Source organism: Maledivibacter sp., from assembly GCA_025210375.1.
Taxonomy (GTDB): Bacteria; Bacillota; Clostridia; order Peptostreptococcales; family Caminicellaceae; genus JAOASB01.
The window spans coordinates 1-15,943 of sequence record JAOASB010000014.1 but is presented as its reverse complement, the minus strand read 5'-3'; the positions used below and the strand labels follow the sequence as shown (position 1 = coordinate 15,943).

At 36.1% G+C, this 15,943-nt stretch carries 15 protein-coding genes and 1 other annotated feature; all 15 genes read right to left on the bottom strand.

Translation table 11 applies throughout. The features are described from left to right. Positions 1-123: GTP-binding protein (locus N4A68_05295; GenBank protein MCT4563718.1), on the bottom strand; the 123-nt coding region annotated here is incomplete at its 3' end. 78 nt (positions 124-201) lie between these two features. Further along, positions 202-2,274, bottom strand: a complete 2,073-nt coding sequence (gene fusA / locus N4A68_05290; protein MCT4563717.1) for an elongation factor G — start codon at positions 2,272-2,274, stop codon at positions 202-204. Positions 2,275-2,383: 109 nt separating this feature from the next. Then, complete coding sequence (gene rpsG, locus N4A68_05285; GenBank protein MCT4563716.1) at positions 2,384-2,854, bottom strand: 30S ribosomal protein S7; 471 nt, start codon at positions 2,852-2,854, stop codon at positions 2,384-2,386. A 138-nt stretch (positions 2,855-2,992) separates the two neighbouring features. Next, a complete protein-coding gene (gene rpsL, locus N4A68_05280) occupies positions 2,993-3,412 on the bottom strand; it encodes a 30S ribosomal protein S12 (GenBank protein ID MCT4563715.1) in 420 nt (139 codons plus the stop codon). Between the two features lie 48 nt (positions 3,413-3,460). Next, positions 3,461-3,709, bottom strand: a complete 249-nt coding sequence (locus tag N4A68_05275) for a ribosomal L7Ae/L30e/S12e/Gadd45 family protein (GenBank protein ID MCT4563714.1) — start codon at positions 3,707-3,709, stop codon at positions 3,461-3,463. A 137-nt stretch (positions 3,710-3,846) separates the two neighbouring features. Beyond that, entirely contained in the window at positions 3,847-7,362 is a 3,516-nt protein-coding gene (gene rpoC, locus N4A68_05270) for a DNA-directed RNA polymerase subunit beta' (GenBank protein ID MCT4563713.1), read from the bottom strand. 115 nt (positions 7,363-7,477) lie between these two features. Further along, on the bottom strand, positions 7,478-11,131 hold the full coding sequence (gene rpoB, locus N4A68_05265) for a DNA-directed RNA polymerase subunit beta (GenBank protein ID MCT4563712.1): 3,654 nt from the start codon (positions 11,129-11,131) through the stop codon (positions 7,478-7,480). 527 nt (positions 11,132-11,658) lie between these two features. Continuing rightward, positions 11,659-12,045, bottom strand: a complete 387-nt coding sequence (gene rplL / locus N4A68_05260; protein MCT4563711.1) for a 50S ribosomal protein L7/L12 — start codon at positions 12,043-12,045, stop codon at positions 11,659-11,661. 46 nt (positions 12,046-12,091) lie between these two features. Continuing rightward, a complete protein-coding gene (rplJ, locus tag N4A68_05255; protein ID MCT4563710.1) occupies positions 12,092-12,616 on the bottom strand; it encodes a 50S ribosomal protein L10 in 525 nt (174 codons plus the stop codon). Positions 12,617-12,659: 43 nt separating this feature from the next. After that, positions 12,660-12,793: a sequence feature (ribosomal protein L10 leader region), on the bottom strand. 54 nt (positions 12,794-12,847) lie between these two features. Next, a complete protein-coding gene (rplA, locus tag N4A68_05250) occupies positions 12,848-13,549 on the bottom strand; it encodes a 50S ribosomal protein L1 (GenBank protein ID MCT4563709.1) in 702 nt (233 codons plus the stop codon). Between the two features lie 57 nt (positions 13,550-13,606). Then, positions 13,607-14,032 (bottom strand): 50S ribosomal protein L11, encoded by a 426-nt coding sequence (gene rplK / locus N4A68_05245; protein ID MCT4563708.1) that lies wholly within the window; start codon positions 14,030-14,032, stop codon positions 13,607-13,609. A 90-nt stretch (positions 14,033-14,122) separates the two neighbouring features. Next, positions 14,123-14,644: a transcription termination/antitermination protein NusG gene (gene nusG, locus N4A68_05240; GenBank protein ID MCT4563707.1), complete on the bottom strand. Its 522-nt coding sequence runs from the start codon at positions 14,642-14,644 to the stop codon at positions 14,123-14,125. A gap of 59 nt (positions 14,645-14,703) precedes the next feature. Next, complete coding sequence (secE, locus tag N4A68_05235) at positions 14,704-14,910, bottom strand: preprotein translocase subunit SecE (protein ID MCT4563706.1); 207 nt, start codon at positions 14,908-14,910, stop codon at positions 14,704-14,706. A gap of 59 nt (positions 14,911-14,969) precedes the next feature. Continuing rightward, the gene (gene rpmG, locus N4A68_05230) at positions 14,970-15,119 is read right to left on the bottom strand and encodes a 50S ribosomal protein L33 (GenBank protein ID MCT4563705.1); all 150 of its coding nucleotides are present in this window, start codon (positions 15,117-15,119) and stop codon (positions 14,970-14,972) included. A 589-nt stretch (positions 15,120-15,708) separates the two neighbouring features. Continuing rightward, positions 15,709-15,943 (bottom strand): elongation factor Tu (tuf, locus tag N4A68_05225; protein ID MCT4563704.1); only part of this gene is annotated, 235 nt, incomplete at its 5' end.

The window sequence follows — 15,943 nt, the reverse complement described above, 5'->3', positions numbered from 1 at the left end:
TTGGTATCTGTTTTGTAATGTCATTGTGATCGCTGCTGTAAGTGTTGTTTTACCATGGTCTACGTGTCCTATTGTTCCTATGTTTACATGGGGCTTATTTCTTTCAAATTTAGCTTTTGCCATCTCTTTTTTCCTCCTTTTAAAACATATATAGTTTAATATTTAATATTTAAAACATTAATATACATTTTTTACAACCAACTACTTTTTACCTTCCATTATCTTTTCAGCTATGCTGTTTGGAACTGCTTCGTAGTGGCTAAATTGCATAGTATAGTTACCACGACCTTGAGATTTTGAACGAAGATCCGTCGCGTAACCAAACATTTCTGAAAGCGGTACATGGGCTCTTATCACCTGGGCACCTGCTCTTGCTTCCATACCCTCTAGCTTACCTCTTCTAGAGTTAAGATCACCCATTACATCTCCTAAATATTCTTCAGGAACTACTACTTCAACCTTCATATATGGCTCAAGAAGTGTTGGGTTACCCTTCTTCATAGCATCCTTAAACGCCATAGAACCAGCAATTTTGAATGCCATTTCCGATGAGTCAACCTCATGGTATGAACCATCGTAAAGCTCAACCTTAACATCAACTACTTCGTATCCAGCTAATATACCATTTTCCATAGCACCTTGGATACCATTGTCTACTGCAGGAATGTATTCCCTTGGAATAGCTCCACCAACTACTGAGTTAACGAATTCATATCCAACACCAGGCTCTTGAGGTGTAACTCTAACCTTAACATGTCCATATTGACCTCTACCACCGGATTGTCTTGAGAACTTAGCTTCAACATCACTAGCAGCTGTAATAGTTTCTCTATAAGCAACCTGTGGTTTACCTATATTAGCTTCAACTTTAAATTCTCTTAATAATCTATCAACGATTATTTCAAGGTGAAGCTCACCCATACCAGCGATGATAACCTGACCAGTTTCATCATCAGTATAAGTTTTAAATGTTGGATCTTCTTCAGCAAGCTTTGATAATGCTATACCCATTTTTTCTTGACCAGCTCTAGTTTTAGGCTCAATAGCAACTCTAATAACTGGATCTGGGAATTCCATAGATTCAAGTATGATTTGATTATCCTCATCGGATAATGTATCACCAGTTGTAGTGAATTTAAGTCCAACAGCAGCCGCTATATCACCAGCATATACTGTAGAGATTTCTTCTCTTTTATTAGCATGCATTTGAAGGATACGTCCAATTCTTTCTTTTTTACCCTTTGTTGAATTGTAAACGTATGAACCTGAGTTTAAAGTTCCTGAGTAAACTCTGAAGAATGCAAGCTTTCCTACATATGGGTCAGCCATGATTTTAAATGCTAATGCTGAGAATGGCTCACTATCATCCGCATGTCTTACAGCTTCTTCTTCAGTATCAACTAAAGTACCCTTGATCGGTGGAATTTCTAGTGGTGAAGGCATGTATGCAATTACTGCATCTAGCAATAGCTGTACACCCTTGTTTTTGTAAGCAGAACCACAAAGTACTGGAACAATTGTATTTCCTATAGTTCCTTTTCTGATTCCATCCTTAATTTCTTCCTCAGTAAGTTCTTCACCCTCAAGATACTTCATCATTAATTCTTCATCATTTTCTGCTACTGCTTCAACTAATACCATTCTGTATTCTTCAGCTTTTTCTGCTAATTCAGCTGGAATATCAGTTACTTCTATTTCTTGACCTAAGTCATCTTTGTAAATTCTCGCCTTCATATCTATAAGATCTACTATACCAATAAAATCATTTTCTGCCCCTATTGGCAACTGAATCGGTACTGCATTTGCTTTTAATCTATCCTTCATCATGTCAATGGCACGGTAGAAATCAGCACCTGTAATATCCATCTTGTTTACAAACGCCATTCTAGGTACACCATATTTGTCCGCCTGTCTCCAAACAGTTTCTGATTGTGGTTCAACACCACCCTTTGCACAGAATACAGCTACAGAACTATCTAGAACTCTAAGAGATCTTTCAACCTCAACAGTAAAGTCCACGTGGCCAGGTGTATCTATAATGTTTACTCTATGATCTGCCCACTGTGCAGTAGTAGCAGCTGAAGTAATTGTTATACCTCTTTCTTGCTCCTGCTCCATCCAGTCCATAGTAGCAGCACCTTCATGAACTTCACCTATCTTATGAGTTCTTCCAGTGTAGAACAGTATTCTCTCTGTAGTTGTTGTTTTTCCAGCATCAATATGTGCCATAATACCAATGTTTCTTGTTCTCTCTAAAGGAAAGGCTCTTGACACCTTAGTTCCTCCTCTCAATCAAAACGCTATAGGAATTTATAAAACACCGAAATAATAATAACATATATATTTAAAATCTATGTTAATTATAGTATATTTTTTTAATATCTTACCATCTGTAATGTGCAAAGGCTTTATTAGCTTCTGCCATTTTATGAGTATCTTCTTTCTTCTTAACAGATGCACCAGTGTTGTTTGCAGCATCCATTATTTCCTTAGCTAGCTTTTCAGTCATTGTTCTTTCGCCTCTTTTACGAGTATAACCTACTAGCCATCTAAGACCTAATGTTTGTCTTCTTGCAGGTCTAACTTCTATCGGTACTTGATAGTTAGCTCCACCAACACGTCTAGCCTTAACTTCTAATACAGGCATGATATTGTTCATAGCCTCTTCAAATACTTCTAGTGGTTCTTTTCCAGTTTTCTCTTTTACTACTTCAAATGCATCATATACTATTCTTTGAGCAGTACCTTTTTTACCATCTAACATAACGCTATTAATTAACTTAGTTACCACTTTAGATCCATACATTGGATCAGGTAACACTTCTCTTTTTGGTACATTACCTTTTCTTGGCACTTTTCTTCCCTCCCAAAAATTTTTTCATTCATCGGTACTCGACAACTAAATTGCCGCTTGTGCGCTAATTCACATTTACTATATAAAACCCCTCCTACAAAGAGGAGGAGGTTGTTTTAATCATAACAGGCATTGACTTTATTTCTTCTTCTTAGGCTTCTTAGTACCATACTTAGATCTTGATTGGTTTCTATTTTCTGTTCCAGCAGTATCAAGAGTACCTCTTACTATATGATATCTAACACCCGGTAAGTCTTTAACTCTACCACCTCTTATAAGTACAACACTATGCTCTTGTAAGTTGTGACCTATACCTGGTATATATGCAGTAACCTCTATACCATTAGTAAGTCTTACTCTGGCAACTTTTCTAAGAGCTGAGTTAGGCTTTTTAGGAGTTACAGTTTTTACAGAAGTACAAACACCTCTTTTTTGTGGCGCACTTGTTTTTGTTGGCATTCTTTTTAAAGAGTTAAAACCTCTTTGTAAAGCAGGAGCAGTTGATTTTTTCTCACTTTGCTGTCTACTTTTACGTACTAATTGGTTTATAGTTGGCATCCCTACACCTCCTTCCATTTTAGGGATTTGGTTAGTTTTTAACCTTGTTTATTTTATAATAACTGCTGTTGCAGCACCGACGTCAATTCCACATGCTTCTCCAAGCTTCTTCATAGATTCCACATAAACAATCTGAATGCTTCTATTCTTAGCAGCTTCAACAATGGTTCTTACAACATGCTGTTCACAATCCTTTGCTACAAAGAGAGTTCCAGCTTTATCATCGTTTATAGCTCTTGCAGACTGTTTCGTTCCTACTTTCAGCTTGTTTTGCTTTCTCAATTCCATTAAGTGCATATAGCATCCTCCTTTTTTACTCTTAAAGGATCATACACAAAGCTGCGTATAATCCTTTTTTTTAGTATTAAAAGTCAACTATACTCATTTTGCACACTATAACATTTTAGCACCAAAGCATACCTATGTCAATAAATTTATAATGTTATATTATCATCAATAGTATCTTGAACATCATTATCAAGTATAGCAATATTCCTATACTTTTTCATTCCAGTACCTGCTGGAATTAGTTTTCCAATAATTACATTTTCTTTTAAACCTAAAAGCCTATCTTCTTTTCCCTTTATTGCTGCTTCTGTTAAGACACGAGTGGTCTCTTGGAAAGAAGCGGCAGATAAGAAGGATTCAGTTGCAAGGGATGCCTTTGTGATACCTAGAAGAATTCTTTTAGCTGTAGCTGGTTTACCATCTTCAGCAACGATCTTCTCATTAGCTTTTTCAAGTTCATTCATGTTTACAAGTCCTCCAGGTAATAATTCTGTATCCCCAGAATCTTCAATCTTCGCCCTGGACAACATTTGTCTTACAATTATTTCTATATGTTTATCGTTTATATCAACACCCTGCATCCTATATACTCTTTGAACTTCTTTTGTAATATATTCTTCAACACCTTGGGTTCCTTTGATCCTCAATATATCATGGGGATTAACTGAACCTTGAGTTATTCCATCACCTGGGTTAATGTACTGACCTTCTTTTACTTTTATCCTTGAACCATATGCTATTTGATAGGTTTTAGCTTCACCATCACTTGAAGTCACCGTAACTTCACGCTTCTTGTTAGTATCCTTTATTGATACTGTACCACCTATCTCAGAAATAACAGCAAGACCTTTAGGCTTCCTAGCCTCAAATAATTCTTCAACCCTTGGAAGACCTTGAGTAATATCTCCACCTGCAACCCCACCAGTATGGAAGGTTCTCATTGTAAGCTGAGTTCCCGGTTCACCTATTGATTGGGCAGCTATTATTCCAACAGCTTCACCAACATTTACAGATTTACCAGTTGCAAGGTTTCTACCATAGCATTTCCCACATATACCATGATCAGCCTTACAGTTTAGCACTGTCCTAATTTTTACCTCTTCAATACCTGCTTCTATTATCTTTTCTGCTTCATTCTCAGCGATCATTTCATTGGCCTCAACAATTACAGCCTTAGTCTCTGGATGAACTATATCCTCTAAAGCATATCTACCAGCTATTCTATCATAAAGTGGCTCAATTACTTCTTTTCCATCCTTAAAGGCTGATACTGTTATCCCTTGATCTGTACCACAATCATTTTCACTAACTATAACATCTTGACTTACGTCTACAAGTCTTCTTGTTAGATATCCTGAATCGGCAGTTCTAAGGGCAGTATCGGCTAGACCCTTTCTAGCACCAGTAGTTGATATAAAGTACTCTAGAATCGATAGTCCCTCACGGAAATTAGAAGTAATAGGTATTTCAACCGTATGTCCAGTTGCATTAGCCATAAGTCCACGCATACCTGCAAGCTGTCTTATCTGGTTTTTACTACCCCTAGCACCGGAATGAGCCATAATGAAAACATTGTTTAAATCTCCCAAGTTTTCCATTAAGGCATCGGTTACCTTACCCGTGGTTTCCTGCCAAGTTTTTATTACACTCTCATATCTTTCCTCATCGGAGATCAAACCTCTTCTATAAGCTTTTTTGTACCTATCAACTTTTTCTTCAGCTTCTGATATGAGTTTTTCCTTTGCCTTAGGTATTTTCATATCCGATACACTTATGGTAATTGCACCACGTGTTGAGAATTTGAATCCAAGGGATTTAATGTGATCAAGCATCATGGCAGTCACAGTATTACCATGAACCCTAAAGCATCTATCAATAATCTTACCAAGGAATTTCTTATCAGCTAAGGTATCTATTTCTAAGTTATAGGTACCATCACTTCTATCAACAAAGCCTAAATCCTGTGGAATATTTTCATTAAATATAAATCTACCCACAGTACTTTCTACTAATTTACCTGGATCATTTGGTCCTTTTCTCATTCTAACCTTTACAGTAGCATGAAGTCCCACCACTTTGTTTTCATAGGCCATAACCATTTCATCAAAGTTACTGAACACCATGCCTTCTCCAGATTCGCCCTCCACTTTTATAGTAAGGTAGTAGCTACCTAAAACCATATCCTGAGTAGGTGTTGTTATTGGAGAACCATCCTTTGGAGCTAAAATATTGTTTGTAGAAAGCATAAGGAATCTCGCTTCAGCTTGGGCTTCAACGGTTAGCGGTACGTGTACAGCCATTTGATCCCCATCGAAGTCCGCATTATAAGCAGTACAAACAAGGGGATGAAGCTTTATAGCTTTACCTTCCACTAATATAGGTTCAAAGGCTTGAATACCTAGTCTATGAAGGGTAGGCGCACGATTAAGAAGAACCGGATGTTCCTTAATAACTTCTTCTAAAACTCCCCATACCTCGGACTTTATTCTTTCTACCATTCTCTTGGCACTCTTAATATTATGAACATAACCGTCGCCAACTAGCTTTTTCATTACAAATGGTTTAAATAGTTCCAAAGCCATTTTCTTTGGCAAACCACATTGATAGAACTTAAGTTCTGGCCCAACAACGATAACTGAACGTCCAGAATAATCAACACGTTTACCAAGTAGGTTCTGACGGAATCTTCCTTGTTTACCCTTTAACATGTCAGAAAGAGATTTAAGTGGTCTGTTTCCAGGCCCTGTTACAGGTCTTCCCCTTCTTCCATTATCAATTAGGGCATCAACAGCTTCTTGAAGCATTCTTTTTTCATTTCTTACTATTATGTCGGGAGCCCCAAGCTCTAAAAGTCTATTAAGTCTATTATTTCTATTAATTACTCTTCTATATAGGTCATTCAAATCAGAAGTAGCAAATCTACCACCATCTAATTGCACCATAGGTCTTAAATCCGGTGGTATTACCGGAATAACATCTAATATCATCCATTCAGGACTATTCCCAGATGTTCTAAAGGCCTCCACTACTTCCAATCTTCTAATAGTTCTTACTCTTTTTTGACCAGAGCTTTCTTTTAATTTTATCTTTAGCTCCTTAGTCAGTTTCTCTAAGTCTATTTTTTGTAATATTTCCTTTACTGATTCTGCACCCATTCCAGCTTTGAAAGCATTTCCATACTTTTCCCTATATTCTCTATACTCTTTTTCAGTTAATAACTGTTTAAATGTAAGAGGTGTATTAGCAGGATCAATTACAATATAGGATGCAAAATACAATACCTTTTCTAAGGATCTAGGTGACATATCAAGAAGTATTCCCATTCTACTTGGTATTCCCTTAAAGTACCAAATATGAGATACTGGAGCAGCAAGCTCTATATGTCCCATTCTCTCACGTCTAACCTTAGATTTTGTTACCTCAACACCACATCTATCACATATTACGCCCTTATATCTAACTCTTTTATATTTACCACAATGGCACTCCCAGTCCTTTGTGGGGCCAAATATCTTTTCACAGAATAGACCTTCTTTTTCGGGCTTTAATGTACGATAGTTAATAGTTTCAGGCTTTTTTACTTCTCCCTTTGACCATTGTCTAATTTTTTCAGGTGAAGCTAAACCGATCTTAATTGAGTCAAAGTTATTAAGCTCTATCAAGGAGTTTCTCTCCCTTCTCTATTAGAATGTACTCAAAATAACTTCCTTAACATTTTATATTTGAGTCATATCACCAAGATAAATATTTTAAAAATCAAGAACTTGATGTCTCAAGTTAATATTCATCATCATTTGTTGCTTCATTGTTGTCATCACCAGTAGTTTCATGATATCCTTCACTATCAGGTGAAAAATTACTATCTACAGTTCCCTCATTATCAATGATTGAATCCAACTCACTTAATTCGTCTTCATCACTTTCTTTTATCTCTATCTCATCTTGTTCGTCGGATATAACCTTTACATCAAGACATAGACTTTGAAGTTCTTTAATCAATACCTTGAATGATTCTGGTATACCTGGTTCCGGAATATTTTCTCCCTTGACTATCGCTTCATAGGTTTTAACACGACCTACTACATCATCGGATTTAACAGTTAATATTTCTTGTAAAGTATGGGCAGCACCATATGCATAAAGAGCCCAAACCTCCATTTCTCCAAATCTCTGTCCACCGAATTGTGCTTTACCTCCAAGAGGCTGTTGTGTAACAAGGGAATAAGGCCCTGTACTTCTAGCATGTAGTTTATCATCCACAAGGTGATGAAGCTTTAGCATATACATGTAGCCAACAGTTACAGGATTGTCAAAGGGTTCACCAGTTCTTCCATCATATAATCTTAGTTTACCATCCTCTGGATAACCGCATTCTCCAAGGAGTCTCATGATATCATTTTCTCTTGCTCCATCGAATACAGGAGTAGCAACCTTCCATCCCAGCTTTTTAGCCGCTAAGCCTAGGTGTATTTCCAACACCTGACCAATGTTCATACGTGAAGGTACACCAAGAGGATTCAATACTATTTGTAGCGGAGTCCCATCTTCTAGGAAAGGCATGTCTTCAACGGGTAATATTCTTGAGATAACACCCTTATTACCATGTCTACCAGCCATTTTATCCCCTACATTAATCTTCCTCTTTTTAGCTATATAAGCCCTCACAAGTATGTTTACTCCCGGTGGCAATTCATCACCATTTTCACGAGTAAATACTTTTACATCCACAATGATACCAGACTCTCCATGGGGAACTCTTAGCGAAGTATCCCTAACTTCCCTTGCTTTTTCACCAAAAATCGCTCTTAGAAGCCTTTCTTCAGCAGTTAATTCAGTTTCTCCCTTCGGAGTAACTTTACCAACCAATATATCCTGTGATGTTACTTCAGCTCCAATTCTAATTATGCCTCTCTCGTCCAAATTCTTTAGTGCATCTTCTCCAACATTAGGTATATCCCTTGTTATTTCTTCCGGTCCAAGCTTTGTATCTCTTGCCTCGGCTTCGTATTCCTCTATGTGAATCGAAGTAAGAGTGTCATTTTTAACAAGCTCTTCACTTAGAAGCATGGCATCCTCATAGTTATAACCTTCCCAGGTCATAAATCCAACCAAAATATTTTTACCAAGGGCTATTTCACCATTTTGTGTAGATGGTCCATCGGATATTACATCGCCTACTTTAACGCGTTCTCCCTTTTCAACAAGAGGTCTTTGGTTTATGCATGTACCCTGATTAGAACGTTTGAATTTAAGAAGCTTATGTCTGTCTTTTCTTCCGTCAGAATCTCTTTTAACAACCACTTCATCAGCAGAAACTCTATCGATAACGCCATCATGTTTAGCAAGACCTACTACCCCTGAATCCTTTGCTGCAACATGCTCCATTCCTGTTCCGATTATAGGCGATTCAGTAGCTATAAGCGGCACAGCCTGTCGCTGCATGTTTGAACCCATAAGCGCTCTATTGGCATCATCGTTTTCAAGGAAAGGAATCATTGCTGTAGCGATGGAAACCAGCTGCTTAGGCGACACATCCATATAATCAACCTCTGAGCTAGGTACAACATCCATATCGCCCTTCATTGATCTAGCTATAACCCTTTTATTTAAAAATCTACCTTCTGCATCCAGAGGCTCATTAGCTTGCGCAATAACATATCTTTCTTCTATATCCGCTGTTACATAATCGATCTGATTAGTTACAACTCCTCTTTCCTTATCTACCATTCTATATGGAGCCTCAATAAAACCATATTCATTAACCCTTGCATAGGAACTCAAGGAGTTGATAAGACCTATATTTGGTCCCTCTGGAGTCTCTATAGGACACATTCTTCCATAATGGGAATGATGAACGTCCCTTACTTCGAATCCAGCTCTTTCCCTTGACAGTCCACCTGGCCCTAGAGCCGAAAGTCTTCTTTTATGGGTTAACTCAGAAAGTGGATTTGTTTGATCCATAAATTGAGACAGCTGACTGCTTCCAAAGAACTCTTTAATAGCAGCTGCAACGGGTCTAATATTAATCAATGCTTGGGGAGTTATGGCTTCCATATCTTGAATAGTCATTCTTTCCTTTACAACTCTTTCCATTCTAGATAGACCTATTCTAAACTGATTTTGTAGAAGCTCTCCAACAGAACGCAATCTTCTATTGCCCAGATGATCAATATCGTCCACTTCACCTACTCCATATGGTAAATTAACTATGTAACTCATAGTTGCAATTATGTCGTCTTTTATAATATGTTTTGGAATTAATTCTCTTATCCTATCCTTTATGGCTTCCTTAATGTCATCTTCATTATCAAAGCCGTTTAAAATTTCTTTTAATACGGGATAGTGAACTTTTTCAGTAATGCTTAGGTCATCTATATTAAAGTCAATATGGGCTTTAATATCTACAAAATTATTACCAATAACCTTTACAACCTTTTCATCTTCAACTAAAATCCTAGCACTCTTTATTCCTGCATTTTCAATTATTGAAGCAGTATTTTTGTCAATTTTTTGTCCTTCTTCAGCTAGGATTTCTCCAGTACTTTCATCAACAATATTTTCTGCTGCTACAAATCCCACTAATCTGTTGGATAAGCATAGTTTTTTATTAAACTTGTACCTTCCAACCTTAGCTAAATCATATCTTTTAGCGTCAAAAAATAGTGAGTTGATCAAGTTGTTAGCACTTTCAACAGTTGGCGGCTCGCCGGGTCTAAGCTTTTTGTAGACCTCTATCAAACCCTCCTCTTGAGATGTTGTACTATCCTTGTCTAAAGTTCTGATTAGTCTTTCATCTTCACCAAAAAGATCAATGATTTCTTGGTCAGTTCCATATCCAAGAGCCCTTGTGAAAACCGTAAAAGGAAGCTTTCTTGTTCTGTCTATCCTAACAGAAATTATGTTGTTTGAATCAGTTTCATATTCAAGCCATGCTCCTCTGTTTGGAATTACAGTTGTTGAAAAAAGTCTTTTACCAGTTTTATCAATTTGAACGGCATAGTATGGTCCCGGAGATCTAACCAACTGACTAACTATAACTCTTTCAGCTCCATTGATGATAAATGTTCCTTTTTCAGTCATAAGTGGGAAGTCTCCCATGAAAACTTCCTGCTCTTTAACCTCTCCCGTTTCCTTGTTGATAAATCTTACCTTTACTTTAAGTGGAACTGCATAAGTCACATCTCTTTCTTTGCATTCTTCCACGTCATACTTTGGATCTCCATCTAGAGAATAGTTTGCAAACTCAAGTATTAAGTTGCCAGTATAATCTTGTATGGGAGAAATATCCATAAAGGCTTCCATTAATCCATCTTTTAAGAACCATTTGTATGACTTTTTCTGAATCTCGATGAGATTTGGCATTTCAACCACTTCATCGATTTTGGAAAAGCTCATTCTTGTTGCTCTACCGACCTTAATAGGATGTGGCATTCACTTTCACCCCTTATAGCAAAATAAAAAGGTTTATTTTTTAACCTTTTATATAACATATTTTAAAGCAAAATACTTTAAATCACTGAAAAGTATATATCAAAAACATATACAGATTTATATATGTTTTTTCCAACAAACAAAAACTTAAGGGCATAAAACCCTTTTATTTTAGGATGTTTCCTTTAATGAAATACCCTGTAATAAAAAATAGGTTTAAATAAGAACTCATAAAGTTAAATATCACCTATATATTGTATCCAATTTATTTTTTTTTATGCAACTTCTTCAAATAGACACACTCATAGCATTTTACAATCTTAGCACATAAGTCAAATGTTGTCAAGAATTTATTTTGTTTTTTAATTAATTTTTAATGAGTTGTTATCTAAACCTATTTTAGAAGTCTTAATCAAATTAAAAACTTAGGGGCGTAAAGCCCCTTGTTTTCATTCTTTTAGAAATATTCTCAAACAAAAAGATACTCCAGAAAATCTGGAGTGCCTTTTTTTCTAAATACAAACTAATTATTTAAGTTCTACAGATGCTCCTGCGTCTTCTAATTTACCTTTAATTTCTTCAGCTTCTTCTTTAGAAGCACCTTCTTTAACTGGGCTTGGCGCTCCATCAACTAAAGCTTTAGCTTCTTTTAATCCTAATCCAGTGATTTCTCTTACTACTTTGATAACACCAATTTTCTTAGCTCCAGCACTAGTTAAAACTACATCAAACTCAGTTTTCTCTGCAGCAGCAGGTGCCCCAGCAGCTCCACCAGCTGCAGGCATAGCAGCCATCATAGGTGCTTGAGCGCTTACTCCAAATTCCTCTTCTAAAGCTTTAACTAACTCAGATAATTCTAATACTGTAAGGTTTTTAACCTCTTCAATTAAATTTAATACTTTTTCACTTGCCATTTTAATTTCCCTCCATACACGTTTTAATTTTATTTGTCATCGTTTTTTATTGTTCTTGTTTTTCTTTAACTGCATTTAATGCATAAACAAGATTTCTGATATTTGCTCCAAGAACATTAGCAAATCCTGAAATAGGACCATTTAATCCTCCAAGAACCTGTGCGATTAATACTTCTCTTGGTGGTAAGTCTGCTAAACCTTCTACACCGTCTATACCTATTACCTTACCATCAACTATACCGGCTTTAATTTCTAGTTTTTCATGATCCTTAGCAAAATCTCTAGATATTTTAGCAGGGGCAACAGCATCGCTCATACCAAATGCTACAGCATTCGGCCCAGTTAAGTGCTTATTGAAATCCTCTAAACCAGCATCTTTAAAGGCAAATCTCATTAATGAGTTTTTATAAACCTTATATTCTACGCCAGCTTCTCTGAATTTCTTTCTAAGCTCAGTTGTTTCATCAACAGTCAAACCTCTGTAATCAACCAAAACAACTGATTGAGAATTTTCGATTTTTTCTTTGATTTCTTCTACAACAACCTTTTTCATTTCCACGGCTTTTGACATAGTCTCCACCTCCTTATCAAAGCTTTTGGTACTTTATCCTCATACGCTCACATAAAAAAGCCTCTCATACGTAGACAAAGAGAGGCTTTAGATTGAAATCTATCTTCAATTACCTCGGTAGGTAATATTAAGCTTAAGGCCAGCACCTACTGTCTACGGTTTATATTCAATTTAGTTTAACATCGAAAATTGTATCATTATGAAGCTTCTATGTCAATATATAATTTATAATTATTGTTTGCTAATTTTTGCTGCATTTAACTTGATACCAGGTCCCATAGTGCTTACTATTGTAACACTTTTTAGGTAAGTACCCTTAGCAGCTGCAGGTCTAGCTTTGTTAACAGCTTCCATTAAAGTATTGAAGTTCTCCATTATCTTTTCTGGTCCAAATGATATTTTTCCAATCGGAACATGGATTATATTAGTTTTATCTAGTCTATACTCTACTTTACCTGCTTTAATTTCATTTACCGCTTTGCCAACATCAAAAGTAACTGTACCGGATTTTGGATTTGGCATTAATCCCTTAGGTCCTAAAACTCTACCTAATCTTCCTACAACACCCATCATATCTGGAGTAGCTACTACTGCTTCAAAGTCAAACCAGTTTTCTTTTTGAATCTTAGCAACAAACTCTTCTCCACCAACGTAATCGGCTCCTGCTGCTTCTGCTTCTGCTACCTTTTCACCCTTAGCAAATACTAATACTTTTTTAGATTTACCTGTTCCATGGGGTAATACAATAGCACCTCTAACTTGTTGATCCGCATGTCTTCCATCTACCCCAAGCTTTATGTGTAGTTCAACAGTTTCATCAAACTTCGCTTTAGAAATTTGGGATAATAATTCAATAGCTTCTTGGGGATCATATAATTTTGATCTATCTATTAACTTTGAACTATTTTCATATCTTTTGCCTCTTTTTGACATTCTTTAAACCTCCTTAGTGGTCATAACGGTGTGTTTACCTCCCACACATGTTACTCATTATTCTTCTACTATGATACCCATACTTCTTGCTGTACCCTTAATCATGCTCATAGCTGTTTCTATGCTTGCAGCATTCAAGTCAGGCATTTTCATTTCAGCGATTTCTCTTACTTTGTCAATTGATACAGTTGCAACTTTAGTTTTGTTTGGCTCACCTGAAGCCTTTGGTATTCCTGCTGCTTTCTTTAATAAAACTGCCGCAGGAGGAGTTTTCAAGATAAAGCTAAATGATCTATCCTGATATACAGTTATTATAACTGGTATTATTAAGCCAGCCTTGTCCGCAGTCTTAGCATTGAATTCTTTACAGAATTGCATTATGTTAACACCATGTTGTCCTAAAGCTGGACCAACCGGTGGCGCTGGAGTAGCCTTTCCTGCAGGAATTTGAAGCTTAATCATACCTGTAACCTTTTTTGCCATGATTGCACCTCCTTAATCTACACTATTGTATAATAAAAATTCGAGATATAAATCTCTAATTTTTAGCCGAGTTTTCTTTTGAAAATCACTCTATAACTTTTCTACCTGGGTAAATTCCAGTTCAACTGGAGTTTCCCTACCAAACATTGATATGGAAACCTTCAATGTCTGTCTTTCATTATTGATTCCTTTTACTTCACCAATAAAGCTTTCAAATGGACCAGAGATAACTTTAACGGATTCACCGACTTCAACATCTATCGACGGAAGCTTATCTTCTATACCCATCCAATGTACTTCATCATCAGTTAATGGCACTGGCTTAGAAGCGGGTCCAACAAATCCTGTAACTCCTCTGGTATTTCTAACTATATACCATGATTCATCATTCATTATCATTTTTACTATAACGTAGCCAGGAAATATCTTTTTTTGTTTTACCTTTTTCTTACCATTTTTAATCTCTACTATTTCTTCTGTTGGAACAGCTACCTCATGTATTACATCTTCCATACCCCGGTTTTCAACTATCTTTTCGATATTTGCTTTTACTTTTTTTTCATGACCAGAGTAAGTATGAGCAACATACCACTTAGCTTCTTTTTCAGACATGTTTTAGAGGGTTATAACGATTTATAATTAAAACCCTTTACCTCCCTTGCTTTGTATTGCTATCTTGCCAATAGCTTGATTACCTGACCAAAAATTGAGTCTGCCAACCATATACCTAAAGCTGCAAGTCCACATGCCACAAGAACCACCATTGTGTATGATTGTAATTCTTTCTTGTTTGGCCAACTAACTTTTTTAAGTTCAGCTCTAACACTTTTGAAGTATTTTCTAGCTCCCATTCTTTTTGCATTAGTTTGCGCAGCCATACACATTCACACCCTTACAAGTATTTGTTTTTAAGGTTATATCTTCAAATAACCTGAGACTACTTAGTTTCTTTATGAGCAGTATGAGTTTTGCAGAATTTACAATATTTCTTAAGTTCTATTCTGTCTGGGTCGTTTTTCTTGTTCTTTGTAGTATTATAATTTCTCTGCTTACATTCTGTACACGCTAATGTAATCTTCACCCTCATTTCTACACCTCCTAAAACAACCTGTTCTATAACAAAGGAGAATTCTCTTTAAAAGAATACACAAATCCCACCATTATAATTTCACCCATTAAAACTATCACATTTTTCAATGGATGTCAATATAGTTTTATTGCTTATTATTCAAAGTTCTTCTTAAGTTATAGAAACATAAGAATAAGCAACATTAAAATCAATTCTAATGTTGTTTATCTACAGAGATTTCCAATGGAATCTTAAATTATACATATGGATATCCCCAACACTTCTAAGGATTTTTGATATGTATAAATTAAAGTTTTGACTGGAATCTCTATAAAGACAATCCATTTCAAACCTTAAACCCAAAAGGGAATGTCCATATAATACATTAACCACTATACAATGCAATAGTTTTTTCAATTTACTTTCTCAAAGACCCTAATAGAATTGGATACTTGAGAAAGCAAATCGAATACCAATAAATGCATTGTATTTAGTATATCCAATTTCACCATTTCGTATTAGGCTTTGTTTAAACCAAAATTATTTTAATTTTAATAGGGCTAGGATTAAACCTAGCCCTATAATATTACAAATCCTATAAATAAGACTATTCTATAATTTTAGCAACAGCACCTGCTCCTACTGTTCTACCACCTTCACGAATAGCGAATCTTAAACCTTCTTCGATTGCGATTGGTGTTATTAATTCTACTTCCATCTCTATATTGTCTCCAGGCATACACATTTCTGTTCCTTCTGGTAATGTGATTGCTCCTGTTACGTCTGTTGTTCTGAAATAGAACTGTGGTCTATAGTTATTGAAGAATGGTGTATGTCTTCCA